Origin of the sequence: Beggiatoa alba B18LD, assembly GCF_000245015.1 — a bacterium.
Lineage (GTDB): Bacteria > Pseudomonadota > Gammaproteobacteria > Beggiatoales > Beggiatoaceae > Beggiatoa > Beggiatoa alba.
The window spans coordinates 2,334,042-2,350,640 of record NZ_JH600070.1; the positions used below are offsets into that span (position 1 = coordinate 2,334,042).

Consider the following 16,599-nt stretch of genomic DNA (forward strand, 5'->3'; position numbering starts at 1 on the left):
TGTCGTTGTGCTATGTTTGATAACGCAGATTTAGCATAACGAAGCAAACGAGGTTTTAACATTGAGAATAGATGATAGTCCCTCTGTTTTAGTTCATTCGACTGATAGGCATCAACAAACATCTTCAACATCTTGTATTGTTTTAAAACAGGCAAATCCTAATCCGCGTGGGGGTTTTAAAACCTTATATTTGCTAGCAGGTGATTTTGTACAAGCAGATTTACCCATTTGTGTGCAAACAACAAAAGATATCACGTTTCCTGTTTGTACCCTGCAACCTGATCGCATATATACATTGCGCATCTTTCATCTTAATGACTTGCACCATGAATTGCGCTCTACTCATCCAGAGTTAGGGGATACGCATCGTTTTTCGCAAATGGTTAAGTATGTTAATCAAGCGCGGGCAGTATCGGCGCAACAGGGAGATGTTTTATTTATTTCTGTGGGTGATGATCACATTGGAAATCCATTTGATGAGTTGCTTGGAACGGATGCACACAATTTCCAGCTAAGTGCGGCTTATTATGCGTATTCTGCGGCGGGATTAGATGCTGGTGTCATTGGCAATCACGAGTTAGACCGAGGGTCTGCTTTACTGGCAAAGGCGATTATTCAAAATGCGAATTTTCCCTTATTGTCCGCAAATTTATATGGTTCATGCTATTTAGGCGCAGCACATTATTCACCCGCATTAATTGGGGTTACTGCAAATGGGTTGCGGGTTGGCATGGTTGGCTTAACAACCGTGATTGCAACACGCTTGGGCACAAAAGATGACCCTGATTTTAAAGCAGAAGATGTTTTAAGTATTTTGCGCCGTGTTTTACCTGTACTTGCGCCACAGGTGGATATTGTCTTGTTGTTATCACATGTGGGCTATAACGGTGTGGTGAATGGAACAGTACGACATGCACTGGCTTGTGGTGATGTAGATGTGGCGCGAGTTGTTGCTGAATTAGCGATTGAAAAGCCTATCTTATTAATTGGTGGACATACACATACTCAGCTAAATACAGCAGGATTAGAGACATATCATTATCAAATTCCTGTTGCACAAGCGGGGGGATATGGCAGTCACTTAGGCGAAATCCTGATTCAGGTAAGTCCATCATTGACCAGTCGTAAGCCTAAAGTAACGATAGAGGCTTGTTTACACCCAATAAAATTACGTGATGAAACCGCTCGTTTACAAGCAGGATATGACCCTACGCAGTATGAACAAGAAAGCGACATCGATAGCGATTTTGAAACAACTATCATGTCTCCGTTATATAAAAAATTACAATATAAATTAGGTGAAGTGATTGGATACGCGGGAGATTTAGCAGATTTACAAACCGCGCAGATTATTCAAACGCGCTATCGAGGACAACTGGCAATTGCTAACTTCATGAATGATGCCATTGTCGCCCGTAGTTTCCAGTTTCCCCGCCGTGCAGATGGTTCTCAGCAAGTTGATTTTGCTGTATTTAATGCATCAGGTATATGTCAAGGGGTTAAACCTGCACACCCGATTACTTATAACGATTGGTACAAAGTAATGCCCTTTGCCGATTTAATCGTTGTTGTCACGATGACAGGACAAGAAGTGCAACAATTATTAATGAGTAATGCCCAACGTTTGGTACGTCCTGAACAAGTAGTGAGTCAAGCAGAATTAGCAGGTTATGCTGTTTCATATGGATTTCTCCATTTCTCACGCCAAGTTCGTTACCAAATTGTTTTAGGCGCGACGACAGCACAGGCAAGCGCACAACAGATTTATATTCACGGTCAGCCGATAGAGTCTGTTTTAACGCAAAAATTCCGTGTGGCTTTTGGCGATTTTGTCGCCTTGCGGGGTGCAGGTGGAGAAAATTGGAAAGGACAAACACGCCAAGATGGACGACCTGCCTTAGGGTTCGATGTAACCGCATTGGCAAAAGAAGAAACAGGCTTGGTTTACCACGATGAAATTATTAAATTTATCCGTGAATATGGTGTAGTCGATAGTCTCTCAGGCGTAATTACAGACGAACGATTAAGCATTGTATCAACGGCATATTGAGACCCCTCTTAAATAAGCAAAAGCGAGACGATACCGTCTTCAATAAGGAGTGATTTATTATGTTAGTGTCAGATTATCAGAGGAGCTTTTTAGAAAAACTCAGAAAGAGAACATGGGGCAAAACCATTCTACAGCCCACAATTGGCGAATGGTTTATTGAAGTTGAAGAATCCAGCCTAGAAGGGGCAAAACCCATCGCCTTTAAGAAAGTCACCGCCATTCATGAAAATCAGATTCTCTGTGGAGAAGAGCGTTATTGGATTCAACATCATGGAAAAATAGGCAAAAAAATTGGCGATAGTCCCAATAAATGCATTGTCTTAACCACAATCAATAACGCCCTATTAGAACAATTTGCCGCCAATTTACAACAATCATCAAAAACAGAAACGTTACAAGATAGTTTACGCCTACAAATCCTTAATTTAAGTCAACTCATGTACAACCAAACTATCAGCGGGCAATTCAGCCCCAAATTGTTTTCTGATGTTGTCGATCAATTGACGACATTACGCGACCAACTCAAAGATGCTGAAAGAACAAAAGCTTTTTAATCAACGCCTAATCTTTAATAACAGAATTAAAGTCAGGAATTTCTAGCCAGACGCTACGCAATGCGTCGGCTAGTTTGTCCGCTTTTGTAGAATGCTCTCCAACTATCACACACCATTTATCATCCTCTGGGATAAATTGCACAGAGAATGATTTTCCTGTTTTCTTGAGATATTTCCGCAAGTTTTTATCTAAGTTCATCTTAAAGTCTCCTGTTATAACACCCTGAATATTTAATAATTTCTTACTGTAAACGGTTGTTTGCGTTCACCTTACGACGATAAAGACGCAATAATGCTCAATAAACCTAATATACCTATAATCAGCAATATCATGAATAAATAGGATTTTAAAACATAACTGAGACTTTTCATTATCCACCTACTTGCAGAAACACTGCGAGATAAAACCTTTAATTGGTATTATTCCACCGTGAATATGACAATAAGATGACAACAATAGATTTCTCCATCACCTATAAACCCATGATGATTGACACTAAGACCTTATATTGCCTGTTCATAAAAGCGTACAAAAATTGCTTTAATCGCGTATAAACCTTATAAATTAATTGCCAGCTTAACGTGGTATTGTGTAAACAGTTTGACAAAAAAGCGCGCCTGTACTGGCTTAACAGGTGTCATTAATAAATTTTCCACTGATTTTCCGAGGCTTGTATGCGAGTTTTATCCCTTGTTACTTTAATTTTCATGGGCATTAGCCCCTTGAGTTTCGCAACAGACCCCACCCCACCAAGTAACAGCACAACGTATGTGGGGCATGGTATTTCTATGTACGGCGACTTGAAATATCCACCTGATTTTAAACATTTTGAATATGCAAACCCTGATGCACCCAAAGGCGGAACGGTACGATTAGCAGATATTGGGACTTTTGATAGCTTTAACCCATTTATTATCAAAGGCATTCCACCTGCGGGGATTGGCGGTTTATTTGAAACACTGACCATTAACAGCGATGATGAAGCCTTTTCGGTATATGGTTTAATTGCTGAAACCATTGAAGTCCCTGAAGATAGAACATGGGTTGCCTATAAACTGCGTGCTATCGCTCGTTTTCATGATGGCACGCCTGTCACACCTGAAGATGTGATTTTCTCCTTCAACATTCTTAAAGAAAAAGGCAATCCGTTTTACCGCTCTTATTATGAAAATGTTTTAAAAGTGGAAAAAATTGCAGATGACAAGGTGAAATTCACCTTTGTAGATGGTTCAAATAAAGAACTGCCGCTCATCATGGGACAATTACCCATTCTATCTAAAGCCTATTGGAGCAATCGTGAGTTTGATAAAACGACATTAGAACCCCCATTAGGCAGTGGGGCTTATAAAATTGATAGTTTTGAAGCTGGACGTTTTGTGGTTTACAAACGAGTCGCTGATTATTGGGGCGCAAATTTACCCGTCAATGCAGGACAAGAAAATTTTGATGCCATTCGTTACGACTACTATCGAGATGCAACGGTTGCTTTACAAGCGTTTAAAGCAGGTGAGTATGATTTCCGTTCAGAATTAACCGCGAAAGATTGGGCAACTGCTTATGACTTTCCCGCAGTTAAATCAGGACTAGTGATTAAAGAAGAAATTCAACATGAAATACCCACAGGGATGCAAGCCTTTTTCTTTAACACGCGCCGCCCACTCTTTGCAGACCCAAAAGTACGCGAAGCTTTAAGCTACTTATTTGATTTTGAATGGTCAAATAAAAATCTATTTTACGGCGCGTACACACGCACCGACAGCTTTTTCTCCAATTCTGAACTCGCCGCACATGGCTTACCCAGCCCAGAAGAATTAAAAATTTTAGAACCATTTAAAGACAAACTTCCTGAGCGCGTTTTTAACAGTGCCTATCAACCACCGACGACAGATGCATCAGGCAATATTCGCGACAATATTCGCAAAGCACTGGCATTACTCAATGCATCAGGATGGGAATTTAAACAAAATAAATTAGTAAACCAAACAACGGGAAAACCTTTTGAATTTGAAATACTACTAGATAGCCCTGCTTTTGAACGGGTTGCACTGCCTTTTGCCAAAAACTTAGAGCGGGTAGGGATTAAAGCCACCATTCGCACCGTGGATACCAGTCAATATAAAAATCGCTTAGACGAATTTGATTTTGACATGATTGTTGCTGTCGTTGGGCAATCCTTATCCCCTGGCAATGAACAACGCGATTATTGGGGGTCTAGTAAAGCCGATATTCGCGGAACACGAAATTATGCAGGCATTAAAGACCCTGTGGTTGATGCCCTCATAGAACAACTGATTGTTGCACCTGACAGAGCAAGTTTAATTGCACAGACAAAGGCTTTAGACCGTGTATTACTATCAGGATATTATGTGATTCCTCACTGGCATATCCGCACTTTCCGTGTTGCCTACTGGAACAAGTTCATGCACCCTAAAATCGCGCCGAAATATGGCTTAGGATTTAATACGTGGTGGATAGACCTTGAAAAAGAAAAACAGTTAAATACCCAACGTGGTAAATAAACCACAGGGATAATATGATAAAGATGCATAAATATGCATCTTTATCATAAACAGTAGAAAAAAAGCGGTTTTTTCAAATTAAAAAATTAAAAAAATAACTAGAAATCAAGATACTCTTAAGCGATATTCTTAATAATTCTATCTATATTGCAAAACACCGTTATTCCAATTTTTTTGCAAAGCACAAAAAATTAACTGCTTGTATAACAGTAGAATAAAATATAAACCTCTACTTTTCTCCTGCTATATCTTTGATAAGCAATTTTATATTTCTGCAAAACACGTTATAATAAACCGTTGTATTATTACATCAACAGTTGCACTTAATCCCCCTATCACCCCGTGAGTATCGAAACTGATCGTATTATTAGCCCTGTCAGTAGCACAGAAGATAAAGCTATCGATAGAGCAATTCGCCCACAACGGCTTGCCGACTATACAGGTCAGCCTCGCGTGCGCGAACAGATGGAAATTTTTATTCCTGCGGCAAAAGCACGGGGAGAAGCTTTAGATCACGTCTTAATTTTTGGCCCTCCTGGACTCGGTAAAACAACCTTATCCCATATTATTGCCAATGAAATGGGCGTTAATTTGCGCCAAACTTCAGGTCCTGTGCTAGAAAAAGCAGGCGATTTAGCCGCTTTGCTCACAAATCTTGAACCGCACGACGTATTATTTATCGATGAAATTCATCGCTTAAGTCCTGTTGTAGAAGAAATTTTATATCCTGCGATGGAAGATTTTCAGCTTGATATTATTATCGGTGAAGGTCCTTCCGCCCGTTCGATTAAACTAGATTTACCCCCATTTACCCTTGTCGGTGCGACAACACGGGCAGGTTTATTAACCTCTCCGCTACGTGATCGTTTTGGCATTAGTCAACGGTTAGAATTTTATAATAGTGCTGATTTAGCCATTATCATTACACGCTCAGCCCATATCTTAAATGTGGATATTGATGAATTAGGCGCAATGGAAATTGCAAAACGTTCACGGGGAACACCACGCATTGCCAACCGTTTATTGCGTCGTGTCCGTGATTATGCCCAAGTAAAAGCGAATGGCAAAATTACTCAGCAAGTTGCACAAAGCGCGTTAAATTTGCTCAATGTTGATATTTATGGATTAGACATGATGGATCGAAAGTTGCTCCTGTCCATTATGCAAAAATTTGATGGGGGACCTGTTGGGGTTGATACCCTCGCTGCCGCCATCGGAGATGAACGGGGAACAATAGAAGAAGTGATTGAACCGTATTTATTACAACAAGGCTTTATGATGCGTACCCCGCGCGGTCGTGTTATCACCCGTTTATCATGGCAACATTTTGGATTAACGCCCCAAAATCCCACCGCACTCGATTTATTTGAAAATACCGCAGACACTACGCAACTCAAGACGAATACGCCTTGATTCACCAATAATTTTATGTCTAACGACTTTCAGTTATCTTTACGGGTTTATTATGAAGATACCGATTTGGCTGGTATCGTCTATTACGCCAATTATTTAAAATTTTTAGAGCGTGCCCGCACCGAATGGTTGCGTACGCATGGATTTGAACAAAGTGTTTTAAAAGCGCAACAACAAATTGTGCTCGCTGTTCGTCAATTAACCATTGAATACTTAAAACCAGCCGTTTTTGACGATTGGCTTACAGTAAGCGTGCAAGTTGAAAAACATGGCAAAGCTAGTTTAGTCTTAAATCAGACTATTTCGCGTGATACGGTCATGTTATGTACTGCCAGCGTTAAAATTGCGTGTTTACACGCGCAAACGCTACGCCCTTGTCCTTTTCCCCTTTCCTTACTCGAAGAGTTACAACAGCATGGCTGACTTATCGATTTTAAATTTAGTCTTACAAGCCAGTTTATTAGTTCAAATTGTCATGGGCTTGTTACTGCTTATATCCTTATATTCATGGACATTAATTCTGAGCAAAGCCAGACAATTAAGCATGTATCGCCGTTTAGCCAACGAATTTGAAGATAATTTCTGGCGAGAAAAAGACTATGCCAGTTTATACAACCGTGTTACAGGTAGCCAAAATGCGGCTGAAGGCATGGCAAGCATTTTCGTTTATGGATACCGAGAGTTTTTCCGCTTACGCAAACAGCCTGCTATTACGCCCAGCAGTTTAGTTGAAGGGGCAGAACGCGCCATGCGTGTTGCGATTAATAAAGAAAGTGACAGTTTAGACAGTGCATTAACCCCATTAGCAACCGTCGGTTCTGTCAGCCCCTATATTGGCTTATTTGGTACTGTTTGGGGAATTATGCACTCATTCCACGCCTTAGGGGGGATGCAACAAGTCACCCTCGCCATGGTTGCACCCGGTATTTCAGAAGCATTAATTGCAACCGCAATGGGCTTATTTGCCGCAATTCCTGCGGTCATGGCGTACAACCACTATGCCAATGAAGTCGACCACTTACAAAACCGTTACGACACTTTTTTAGAAGAATTCACCAGCTTGTTACAACGTCAAGCCCATGCTGCCCCTGTGAACAATACAATGGGTGGAATGAATCCAACCGTGATGCCAACACCGAATAATCCTACGGCTTCCCCCCAACCCATGAATATGGCAACGCCCATGAATTCAATGGCAAATTACTCCCCATTAATGGCGGAGGATAACTAATTCATGGCTCGCTCAACCCGTCGTAAACATCGCATGGCAGAAATGAATGTCGTGCCCTATATCGATGTGATGCTCGTGTTACTCATTATTTTTATGATTACCTCGCCGTTACTGACTGAAGGCGTTAATGTACAACTGCCAAAAGCAGGGCAAGGGACGCAAACCTTAGACGCGAGTAACGTCGGTAATATCATTATTGTCACCCTCGATTCATGGGGACAATTACACTTACAAGCGGAAGAAACCGCCATCAGTGCCAATGAATTAACCAACCGTGTTAAAGCTCTTGCAGAAACCATTCAGCAAAAAGGCGGCAAAGCACGAGTTTATGTGCGTGGTGATACCTCTGTACAATATGGAAAAATAATTGAAATCATGGCAATGCTAAAAGCGGTTGGCATTGACGAAGTGAGTTTAGTGACTCAAAAACAATAGACAATTATGGCAAATAAAACTGCTGATACAGCAATCGCGTTTATCTTTGCACTGCTTGCGCACGCATTGTTTTTCTTCTTAATATTTTTCGGGGTTAATCTATTTGAACAACCAATGACGGTTATTGAACTACCACAAGCCACAATGGTAGATGAAGCCGTGTTTGAAGCAGATTTAAAACAAATTGAAGAAGCCGAGAAAGAACAGCAAAAACAAGTTGCTTTAGAAAAACAACGTATTATTAATGCAGAAAAAGCAAAACAAGCAGAGGCGGATGCATTAGCCCGCGCACAAGCAGAAGAACAAGCCCGTTTAGATGCCATTAAAGCTGCTCAACAAGCCGAAGCGGCAAAACTCGCACAGATTAAAGAAGCTCAAGAAAAGTCATTAGCAGAGTTAGAAAAACAACGCCTTGCACAAGCCGTGTTAGAAAAAGAGCTAGAAGCGGAAAAACAACGCCGTGCGGAAGAAGAAAAAGCCCGCCAAGAAAAAGAAGCCGCATTGACTGAAAAACAAAAAGCAGACGTTGCAGAACAGCAACGTTTACAAGAATTACGGAAAAAAGTAGAAGAAGAAAAACGTGCAAAAGCTGAACAGGCAAAAGAAGCCGCTCGTTTAAAAGCGGAAGCCGAGCAACGTGCGAAAGCAGAAAAATTAGAGCGTGAACGGTTAGCAAAAGAGGCAAAAGAACAGTTTTTGAAAGAAGAGCGCGAAAAAGAAGAAGCGGAGAAAAAACGCAAAGAAAAAGAATTAGCCAAGCGTAAAGAAGAAGAGAAAAAACGAATTGCCAAAGAAATTGAAGACCAACGTCGACGTGAAATTCAAGAAGAGCTTGCCCGTCAACGCGCAGATGAGGCTAGAGCAGGACAAGAAGCAGAAGCACGACAGGCATTAGAAAACCGTAAACAACAAATCATTGCCTTAATCGCGCAAAAGGTAAAAAGTTTATGGGTGAGACCTGCGGATGAGATTGTAAACGGCTTGTCGTGCGATATTCGAGTCACGATTATGCCTAATGGCGCGGTTGCTGAAGCCATTGTCACCCGTAGCAGTGGCAATATTAGCTTTGATAACTCTGCTGAGTTAGCAGTACGCAAAGCATCACCGTTACCTATTCCTCCTGATTTACTGGATGATTTTAGAACTTTTACCTTTAAATTCAAACCACAATGAAGCGAACCAATATGCGTAATTTCCTTTTTACCATTTGTTTAGGATTATTAGCTTGGGCGCAGGTTGTTCGAGCCGATTTAGTCATTGATATCGTGGGCGGTCGCCAAGGCGGACAACCTATTGCGATTGTGCCTTTTGGTAATCAAGCAAGCGTACCTGTCGATATTGCGGGTATTATTACCAATAATTTACAACGCACGGGCAAATTTGAAGCCTTACCCATCGGTAATATGCCCCAACAGCCGACGGAATTGTTACAAGTAAATCTTCCCAGTTGGCAAGCTGTTGGTATGCCTCATGTTGTCATTGGGCGAATTATGGGCGGTGCGGGTAATTATACGATTGAATTTCAACTGGTTGATGTTTTTAAAGGCGGGCAATTGGTAGGCTTAAGCTATACCGCAACCAATGCAACCTTGCGCCAAGTTGCGCATAAAATCAGCGATGTGATTTACCAAACCCTATTAGGTGAACGTGGGATTTTTAGCACGCGAATTGCTTACGTTACCGTGCGTCGTGGCATTAATACCAGTCAATATAAATTATATGTTGCTGATATGGATGGGGCTAACCCACAAATGATGTTAGATTCAAACGAACCTATTTTTTCTCCCGCTTGGTCTCCTGACGGACAAAATGTTGCTTATGTGTCCTTAGAAGGAAAACAAGCAGGCGTTTATATTCAAAATGTTAGCTCTGGGCGACGTAATCGTATTGCGGCGTTTAAAGGCTTAAACAGTGCGCCCTCGTGGTCGCCTGATGGTTCACGTCTTGCGATGACCTTATCACGAGATGGAAACCCTGAAATTTATGTATTTAATGTAGGGAGTCGATCTTTTACCCGTCTGACTAACGATGCCTCTATTGATACTGAGCCAGAATGGACACCTGATGGGGGTAGTTTAGTTTTTACTTCAGATAGAACAGGCAGTCCACAAATTTATCGGATATCTTTAGGAGGCGGTGGCGCACAACGCTTGACATTTACAGGCAATTACAATGCTCGCCCGCGTGTTTCCCCAGATGGTACTAAATTATTAATGCTACATAATGGAGGACGTGGTTATCAAATTGCGGTCATGGATTTAGCCAGTGGACAATTGTCCATATTAAGCGATAGCTCCTCAGATGAGTCACCGAGTTTTGCGCCTAATGGTAGCATGGTGATTTATGGCACAGGACGACAACTTGCAGCAGTATCTATTGACGGGCGTGTTCGCCAACGGTTAGCAGTACAAGCAGGGGATGAAGTACGTGAACCTGCATGGTCACCTTTTTTAGATTAGTTTTTTTTAGGTTTTTACTATTCACAAATTATGTTATTCATTGCTTGTTAATAGTAAGGTGTTTTTATCATGCGTGATTTAGACCCTGTTCGTTTAAATAACGCATGTCATTTTTAGTTGTCTCTGTCCATTTATTGCTATGTTATGTTTAAGGAGTTAGTGTGTTATGAGTAAGTACTTACGTTATAGTGCTGTTTTATTAGCTGTTTTAGCTTTCGCAGGTTGTAGCTCTAAAGGCGGCGAAAAACCCGCTGAAGCCAAACCTGAAGAAATGGTTGCCCCGCCTGTCCGCGACTCTTCCACGACAGGTGTCAATCAAGGTAATGTTGATAGCAACAATTTATCTGGTTTAACCGCACCTGCTGACCGCATCGTTTTCTTCGATTATGACCGTAGCGACATTCGTCCTGAAGGTCGTAATTTATTAGAAGAACATGCGCGTTTTTTAAGTGCTAACCCTACTGCTGCAGTGCGTTTAGAAGGTCATGCCGATGAGCGTGGCTCTCGTGAATATAACTTAGCATTAGGTGAGCGTCGTGCAGAATCTGTAAAACGTATGTTGACCATTTTAGGGGTTTCTGCTGACCGTTTAACCACCCTGAGCTATGGTGAAGAAAGACCTTTAGACTTAGGCAATAATGAATCTTCATGGCAACGTAACCGCCGTGTTGAATTAGTTTATCCCTAAGCAATAAATAGCAGTCTCTCATCCTAAGTGCGTGTGTTCACTATGAAACACACGCAACTTGTCTGAATTTCCTTCTTGTCTTGGAGTCCATCATGTTATTACGTCAATTCATTGCGTTTTTGTGTTTAAACACATGCGCTATGTCGTTGGTTCTTGCTGCCCCAGATGATAACACAGTCGTTGGTAATCCCTTGTATGAACGACTCTTTCAAGTGATGCAACAGGTGGATCAATTACGGAAAACGGTGTTAGAACAAGATGCGAAACTCTCCCAACAAGAAACTGAATTGCAAAAACTACGCGGTGACAACGAAGTTTTAACTTATCAGTTAGAACAATTGCGTAAACAACAACAAGATACCTATGTTGATATCGATAATCGTTTAAAAGAAATTCAAAAACAACAAACGGCATTAGCACAAGCTCCCGTCACTAATCCCGCTTATACGACAACTGATTCTGCAACTGATACAAGCACGTCCCCAACAACAGAACCATTAGTCAGTAGCGGTGATGAAAATACAGCCTACCAACAAGCATTTGATTTTATTCAGAACGGCAACTATAGCCAAGCGACAAAAGCCTTCGATAGTTTTTTAAAACAATTTCCCCAAAGTCGAAACGCGGATAACGCACAGTATTGGATGGCAGAATCCTATTATGCGTTGAAAAATTTCAATGTGGCATTGAATGCGTTTAATACTTTAGTAGAACGTCATCCAAACAGCGCGAAGCATCCACAAGCCTTGTTAAAGATGGGATATATTTATTATGAATTACATGATAAAGAGGCAGCAAAAGCCTTTTTAGAAAAGGTATTAGATAATTACCCTGGCACTGCAACGGCAAAATTAGCACAAGAGCGACTCCAAAAAATTAGACGAGAAGGGCTGTAAGGTATGGGACAAATGGCAGAAGAAAAAGCCGTTGTACTTGTTTCTGGTGGATTAGATTCTGCGACAACATTAGCGATTGCAAAATCGCAAGGGTTTGAATGCTTTGCCTTAAGCTTTGATTATGGACAACGGCATCGAGTGGAATTAAATGCCGCACAAACAATTGCCGACCGTTTAGGTGCATCTTTGCATAAAACCATTTGTTTAAATATGGATAGCATTGGCGGTTCTGCATTAACAGACGCACAAATTGCCGTCCCAACCACTGGCGTTGGAGATGCGATTCCTGTGACTTATGTTCCTGCACGCAATACCGTTTTTTTAGCCATTGCGTTAGGATGGGCAGAGGTATTACAAGCACACCACATTTTTATTGGTGTGAATGCCGTCGATTATTCGGGCTATCCTGATTGTCGTCCTGAATTTATTACTGCGTTCGAACAATTAGCCAATTTAGCCACAAAAGCAGGGGTTGAAGGACAACGCATGACGATACACACCCCTTTAATTGATTTAAGCAAAGCCCAAATTATTCAAACGGGTTTAGCTCTGGGGGTGGATTATGGGGTAACGATTTCTTGTTATCAGCCTTCACCAACGGGCGAAGCATGCGGCGTTTGCGATGCTTGTCGATTACGGGCGGAGGGTTTTAGGCAATTAGGGGTCGTCGATCCAACACAGTATCAAGCCAATGCACCGATTTAGTCTATAGGATTGAATGCGTTAACGTATTTTTGTGGGGGATGAGAATGGACAAGTATAAATTTTCTTATTTATTCAGTAGCCATGCCGAATTAATTGAATTTTCTGCTTTACAAAATTTAGACGACTTTGCCTATTTTACACTTGATGGAAAAATCCCTTTTTTCTACGCGGATGGACAACTTGCTTATAGCAGTATTGACACCAAACTAGCGCAACCTAGCACAGTTAAAACGGAAAAACGGGATTTATTTGATAACCCAATTATTGAGGTTTTTTTAGACGAAGCCTTATATATTAAGCTATTACCTAATGAACATTTATATCGTGTAGAATCTTTACGAATCCCTGCCCCTGCCCATTAAGCCTATTCATTAGTGTTTTTTTAATCATTCAAACATTCCGCGATAATATCTATTATTGTAAAACACCTTTTATCATCATAATGTCGCCTTATCACTACTGGATAATCAGCGACAGGGAGCTTTATCATGTCAACCGATACACCCAATCGTTTAGGCAAGGGCATGATAGTCGTTGCTTGTTTACTCTGTTTGGGATTACTAACCGTTTTTTTTAATCACATTTTAGAAAAGAAACATAATCCAAATACCCGCGTTCAAAGCACACATGCTTTAGATGGTGGTATTGAAGTTGTTTTAACCCGCAATTCTATTGGACATTATGTGGCACAAGGCTTTATTAATCAGCAAGCTGTTACATTTTTCTTAGATACGGGGGCAACACAAGTCTCTATTCCTTTACACATTGCCAATAAATTAGGACTAGAACGGGGACTCCCGATGCAAGTGGGTACTGCAAACGGAACTATTACTGTCTATTCAACCCGTTTAGCCATTGTTGCATTGGGAGATATTGTATTGCGCGACATTAGTGCAAGCATTAATCCACAAGATACTGGTGATGATATTCTTTTAGGAATGAGCTTTTTACGTCAAATTGAATTCACTCAGCGCGGTAATCAATTAATTCTTCGTCAACATCCATAAAGGCATTAAAAAATGATGAATACATTAACGTCCCCTGCACTTCCTGCGGATATTGAGACCGTTGTACGTATGGCATTAGCGGAGGATGTTGGCAGTGGCGATGTGACCGCCCAATTGATTGATGCACAAGCTCAAGCCACTGCACAAGTCATTACCCGCGAATCAGCCGTTTTATGTGGTGTTGCATGGTTTAGCGAAGTTTTTCGCCAATTAGATGAAAAAGTACAAATTCAATGGTTTGCTCATGATGGCGAGCGTGTTGTACCTGACCAAGTGCTCTGTAAACTGTCTGGTGCAAGTCGTTCTCTGTTGACAGGTGAACGAACTGCATTGAATTTTCTACAATTACTGTCAGGTACAGCGACACAAACAGCAACTTATGTTGAAGCAGTTAGCCATACCAAAACGAAGATTTTAGATACTCGTAAAACTATCCCCGTATTACGGACAGCCCAAAAATACGCGGTGTGTTGTGGGGGCGGAATGAATCACCGCATGGGTTTATATGATGCTTTTCTGATTAAAGAAAATCATATTTTTGCAGCAGGTTCTATTCCACAAGCCTTAGATAAGGCTCGCACTATTGGTAAAAATTTACTGATTGAAATTGAAGTTGAAAACTTACAAGAATTACAAATTGCATTAGCCGCAGGCGCGACGCGCATTTTATTGGATAATTTTAGTTTACCCATGTTTCGTGAGGCAGTGCAATTGACACAAGGGCGGGCAAGTTTAGAAGCCTCAGGCGGGGTTTCATTAGAAACGTTACAAGCGATTGCAGAAACTGGCGTGGATTTTATTTCGATAGGTGGATTAACCAAACACGTACAAGCAATTGATTTATCAATGAGAATAATAGATTAAGATTTCTTTATAAATCTAGCTGTTACTTATTGATTTCGTTACAATAGACAGCTAGATTAAATCACTTGGTTTTTAGGATGATAGCTCGGTATTCTCATATTTATGGATGGCTGTTGTGTACTTTTAGCGTTTGTATGATTCCACCTGTTAAAGCAGATACGGAAAAACCGCAAAGCGTTACTGTTTACAAATACATTGATGAACGTGGCGTATTACACCTTAGCAACAAGCCACCCATCACAACACAAGACGAGGCAATGCTCTATTCACGCAGTTATAAATTAGACACGCCAACACCACGTTCTGTTTATCTCCCTATTCCACAAGCCCTCTTATTACCGAATCGTTTTACCCCGCCATCGCGCCAAGTAGCGACTTTATCCACTGTTACAACGCAGGCTATCCGTGCAACACGTAAAACAGATTATGACTCTTATATCCAGCTTGCGGCATTAGATACCCGTGTAGAAGAAGCCTTATTACATGCGGTTATCAAAGTAGAATCTAACTATAATGCAATGGCAGTTTCTCCCAAAGGCGCGACAGGGTTAATGCAATTAATGCCTAATACAGCTAGCCGTTTTGGGGTTCTCGATAGCACAAACCCCCAAGAAAACATTCAAGGAGGTTCAAAATATTTACGCTATTTATTGGATTTATTTAATAACGACTTAAGCCTTGCTTTAGCGGCTTATAATGCAGGGGAAGGCGCGGTGATGAAATATGGGAATACAATTCCCCCTTATCCAGAAACACAAAACTATGTAATTAAAGTTACTGATTTATATCATCAATTCTTAGCGCAACTATAGTTTCAATCACCTGATTAAGGGTTTAAATACCGATACCCCTGCTCTTGTAATTTAATAATCTGTGTCGCACCGCTAGAGACAACTTGCACACCTTGCACTAAAACGGGCGTACGCCCTGTGATGCGAGTTATCTCATTAATCGTATTTCCACAAGCAGAAAATACAACATTTTGTGCCGCCAAAGTCGGTACACGGATAGACTCAGGACTTGCAGGCGTAAATAAGGATAAACCCGGTCCAAAGGCAACAATTTCGATTTTAATATTTTCTGCCCCCACATCTTTCAATAAATTCGTGGCGACATTAAGCGCGAGTTGTTGCACTTGTGGGTCTGGTGAACTCACTTGAATCACGACTTTTTGTGAGGCAGCCTCAACATAAGCAATTGACTGAAAAAATAAAAACAAGCCTAAAAATATTAAACGAGAATGTTTTAACATACGAATTTATCCTTCTAGCTAGCTTGGTCATGGGAAAAAAGTTAGTCACTAAAAAATGACTGTGAAAAGGTAATCTGCTGCACTGTTCCTTGTAAATTAGGATCAACCATTAACGTAAATGTTAATGATGCCCCCTCACGAAAAGGAAACACCCCCACATATGAAATCCCTGTTTCCTGCACTAAACGCAATAAAATCTCCTGTTCTTTCCCATTTGCTTCACGCATAGTCGCGCTGATATTGGCAAAAACGGCTTTATCCGCCCCCTCTTTCGCTGTTTGAAAAACAGAAACATTCAATAATCCATAATGTGCTCCCTGCATAATCTGGTATTTTTTCGCCATTTCCTCAGGAATCGCAACCGTAGGGATTGCCGCATAATGCACCACATAATCCCCAAAAACGGCTTGTTCTGCTTTAACAGAAACCGTCAACAACAATAAGGCATAAAAACCATAGATTAAAACACGCATCTTGTTTTCCTTTACTTATATACTTGTGAGTGGACAATGATAAAAAACAGTG

19 protein-coding genes are annotated in these 16,599 nt (G+C 41.0%); 16 read left to right on the forward strand and 3 right to left on the reverse strand.

Features of this window, described 5'->3' with window-relative positions; genetic code table 11:
• Nucleotides 1-61: 61 nt before the first annotated feature.
• Entirely contained in the window at nucleotides 62-2,050 is a 1,989-nt protein-coding gene (locus BEGALDRAFT_RS09570) for a bifunctional metallophosphatase/5'-nucleotidase (RefSeq protein WP_002686065.1), read from the forward strand.
• Nucleotides 2,051-2,109: 59 nt separating this feature from the next.
• Nucleotides 2,110-2,604, forward strand: coding sequence for a hypothetical protein (locus BEGALDRAFT_RS09575; RefSeq protein ID WP_002686066.1), 495 nt, complete (start codon nucleotides 2,110-2,112; stop codon nucleotides 2,602-2,604).
• A 7-nt stretch (nucleotides 2,605-2,611) separates the two neighbouring features.
• Here the strand turns inward: BEGALDRAFT_RS09575 and BEGALDRAFT_RS09580 are convergent, their stop codons facing one another.
• The gene (locus BEGALDRAFT_RS09580) at nucleotides 2,612-2,803 is read right to left on the reverse strand and encodes a hypothetical protein (protein ID WP_002686067.1); all 192 of its coding nucleotides are present in this window, start codon (nucleotides 2,801-2,803) and stop codon (nucleotides 2,612-2,614) included.
• Nucleotides 2,804-3,279: 476 nt separating this feature from the next.
• Here BEGALDRAFT_RS09580 and BEGALDRAFT_RS09585 point away from each other — a divergent pair, with 476 nt between their 5' ends.
• The 14 genes from BEGALDRAFT_RS09585 (at nucleotide 3,280) to BEGALDRAFT_RS18210 (ending at nucleotide 15,634) form a co-directional block, all read left to right on the forward strand.
• Nucleotides 3,280-5,124 carry an extracellular solute-binding protein gene (locus BEGALDRAFT_RS09585; RefSeq protein WP_002686068.1) on the forward strand — a complete coding sequence of 615 codons (1,845 nt, stop codon included), beginning with the start codon at nucleotides 3,280-3,282 and terminating at the stop codon, nucleotides 5,122-5,124.
• 342 nt (nucleotides 5,125-5,466) lie between these two features.
• Nucleotides 5,467-6,537: a Holliday junction branch migration DNA helicase RuvB gene (gene ruvB, locus BEGALDRAFT_RS09590; protein WP_002686069.1), complete on the forward strand. Its 1,071-nt coding sequence runs from the start codon at nucleotides 5,467-5,469 to the stop codon at nucleotides 6,535-6,537.
• A gap of 15 nt (nucleotides 6,538-6,552) precedes the next feature.
• Nucleotides 6,553-6,960, forward strand: coding sequence for a tol-pal system-associated acyl-CoA thioesterase (ybgC, locus tag BEGALDRAFT_RS09595; RefSeq protein WP_002686070.1), 408 nt, complete (start codon nucleotides 6,553-6,555; stop codon nucleotides 6,958-6,960).
• On the forward strand, nucleotides 6,953-7,768 hold the full coding sequence (gene tolQ, locus BEGALDRAFT_RS09600; protein ID WP_002686071.1) for a protein TolQ: 816 nt from the start codon (nucleotides 6,953-6,955) through the stop codon (nucleotides 7,766-7,768). The genes ybgC and tolQ overlap by 8 nt, the downstream gene beginning before the upstream one ends.
• A 3-nt stretch (nucleotides 7,769-7,771) precedes the next feature.
• Entirely contained in the window at nucleotides 7,772-8,203 is a 432-nt protein-coding gene (locus tag BEGALDRAFT_RS09605; RefSeq protein WP_002686072.1) for an ExbD/TolR family protein, read from the forward strand.
• Between the two features lie 6 nt (nucleotides 8,204-8,209).
• Entirely contained in the window at nucleotides 8,210-9,376 is a 1,167-nt protein-coding gene (tolA, locus tag BEGALDRAFT_RS09610) for a cell envelope integrity protein TolA (protein ID WP_002686073.1), read from the forward strand.
• Nucleotides 9,377-9,387: 11 nt separating this feature from the next.
• Nucleotides 9,388-10,662: a Tol-Pal system beta propeller repeat protein TolB gene (gene tolB / locus BEGALDRAFT_RS09615; protein ID WP_040294936.1), complete on the forward strand. Its 1,275-nt coding sequence runs from the start codon at nucleotides 9,388-9,390 to the stop codon at nucleotides 10,660-10,662.
• A gap of 166 nt (nucleotides 10,663-10,828) precedes the next feature.
• The gene (gene pal / locus BEGALDRAFT_RS09620; RefSeq protein WP_002686075.1) at nucleotides 10,829-11,350 is read left to right on the forward strand and encodes a peptidoglycan-associated lipoprotein Pal; all 522 of its coding nucleotides are present in this window, start codon (nucleotides 10,829-10,831) and stop codon (nucleotides 11,348-11,350) included.
• A 92-nt stretch (nucleotides 11,351-11,442) separates the two neighbouring features.
• Complete coding sequence (ybgF, locus tag BEGALDRAFT_RS18205; RefSeq protein WP_002686076.1) at nucleotides 11,443-12,246, forward strand: tol-pal system protein YbgF; 804 nt, start codon at nucleotides 11,443-11,445, stop codon at nucleotides 12,244-12,246.
• A gap of 3 nt (nucleotides 12,247-12,249) precedes the next feature.
• The gene (gene queC / locus BEGALDRAFT_RS09630; protein ID WP_002686077.1) at nucleotides 12,250-12,951 is read left to right on the forward strand and encodes a 7-cyano-7-deazaguanine synthase QueC; all 702 of its coding nucleotides are present in this window, start codon (nucleotides 12,250-12,252) and stop codon (nucleotides 12,949-12,951) included.
• A 44-nt stretch (nucleotides 12,952-12,995) separates the two neighbouring features.
• Nucleotides 12,996-13,313, forward strand: a complete 318-nt coding sequence (locus BEGALDRAFT_RS09635; RefSeq protein WP_002686078.1) for a hypothetical protein — start codon at nucleotides 12,996-12,998, stop codon at nucleotides 13,311-13,313.
• 126 nt (nucleotides 13,314-13,439) lie between these two features.
• Nucleotides 13,440-13,958, forward strand: coding sequence for a retropepsin-like aspartic protease family protein (locus tag BEGALDRAFT_RS09640; RefSeq protein ID WP_002686079.1), 519 nt, complete (start codon nucleotides 13,440-13,442; stop codon nucleotides 13,956-13,958).
• 12 nt (nucleotides 13,959-13,970) lie between these two features.
• On the forward strand, nucleotides 13,971-14,822 hold the full coding sequence (nadC, locus tag BEGALDRAFT_RS09645) for a carboxylating nicotinate-nucleotide diphosphorylase (RefSeq protein ID WP_002686080.1): 852 nt from the start codon (nucleotides 13,971-13,973) through the stop codon (nucleotides 14,820-14,822).
• 134 nt (nucleotides 14,823-14,956) lie between these two features.
• Nucleotides 14,957-15,634, forward strand: a complete 678-nt coding sequence (locus BEGALDRAFT_RS18210) for a lytic transglycosylase domain-containing protein (protein WP_002686081.1) — start codon at nucleotides 14,957-14,959, stop codon at nucleotides 15,632-15,634.
• 14 nt (nucleotides 15,635-15,648) lie between these two features.
• Here BEGALDRAFT_RS18210 and BEGALDRAFT_RS09655 read toward each other — a convergent pair whose 3' ends face one another.
• A complete protein-coding gene (locus BEGALDRAFT_RS09655; RefSeq protein WP_002686082.1) occupies nucleotides 15,649-16,074 on the reverse strand; it encodes a DsrE family protein in 426 nt (141 codons plus the stop codon).
• 41 nt (nucleotides 16,075-16,115) lie between these two features.
• Complete coding sequence (locus tag BEGALDRAFT_RS09660) at nucleotides 16,116-16,547, reverse strand: DUF4426 domain-containing protein (RefSeq protein ID WP_002686083.1); 432 nt, start codon at nucleotides 16,545-16,547, stop codon at nucleotides 16,116-16,118.
• Nucleotides 16,548-16,599 lie beyond the last annotated feature (52 nt).

Bases quoted from the DNA above. Each gene is read 5' to 3' on its own strand.
- BEGALDRAFT_RS09575 (WP_002686066.1), top strand. From the start codon at position 2,110: ATGTTAGTGTCAGATTATCAGAGGAGCTTTTTAGAAAAACTCAGAAAG.
- BEGALDRAFT_RS09580 (WP_002686067.1), bottom strand. From the start codon at position 2,803: ATGAACTTAGATAAAAACTTGCGGAAATATCTCAAGAAAACAGGAAAA.
- BEGALDRAFT_RS09585 (WP_002686068.1), top strand. From the start codon at position 3,280: ATGCGAGTTTTATCCCTTGTTACTTTAATTTTCATGGGCATTAGCCCC.
- ybgC (WP_002686070.1), top strand. From the start codon at position 6,553: ATGTCTAACGACTTTCAGTTATCTTTACGGGTTTATTATGAAGATACC.
- tolQ (WP_002686071.1), top strand. From the start codon at position 6,953: ATGGCTGACTTATCGATTTTAAATTTAGTCTTACAAGCCAGTTTATTA.
- BEGALDRAFT_RS09605 (WP_002686072.1), top strand. From the start codon at position 7,772: ATGGCTCGCTCAACCCGTCGTAAACATCGCATGGCAGAAATGAATGTC.
- tolA (WP_002686073.1), top strand. From the start codon at position 8,210: ATGGCAAATAAAACTGCTGATACAGCAATCGCGTTTATCTTTGCACTG.
- tolB (WP_040294936.1), top strand. From the start codon at position 9,388: ATGCGTAATTTCCTTTTTACCATTTGTTTAGGATTATTAGCTTGGGCG.
- pal (WP_002686075.1), top strand. From the start codon at position 10,829: ATGAGTAAGTACTTACGTTATAGTGCTGTTTTATTAGCTGTTTTAGCT.
- ybgF (WP_002686076.1), top strand. From the start codon at position 11,443: ATGTTATTACGTCAATTCATTGCGTTTTTGTGTTTAAACACATGCGCT.
- queC (WP_002686077.1), top strand. From the start codon at position 12,250: ATGGGACAAATGGCAGAAGAAAAAGCCGTTGTACTTGTTTCTGGTGGA.
- BEGALDRAFT_RS09635 (WP_002686078.1), top strand. From the start codon at position 12,996: ATGGACAAGTATAAATTTTCTTATTTATTCAGTAGCCATGCCGAATTA.
- BEGALDRAFT_RS09640 (WP_002686079.1), top strand. From the start codon at position 13,440: ATGTCAACCGATACACCCAATCGTTTAGGCAAGGGCATGATAGTCGTT.
- nadC (WP_002686080.1), top strand. From the start codon at position 13,971: ATGATGAATACATTAACGTCCCCTGCACTTCCTGCGGATATTGAGACC.
- BEGALDRAFT_RS18210 (WP_002686081.1), top strand. From the start codon at position 14,957: ATGATTCCACCTGTTAAAGCAGATACGGAAAAACCGCAAAGCGTTACT.
- BEGALDRAFT_RS09655 (WP_002686082.1), bottom strand. From the start codon at position 16,074: ATGTTAAAACATTCTCGTTTAATATTTTTAGGCTTGTTTTTATTTTTT.
- BEGALDRAFT_RS09660 (WP_002686083.1), bottom strand. From the start codon at position 16,547: ATGCGTGTTTTAATCTATGGTTTTTATGCCTTATTGTTGTTGACGGTT.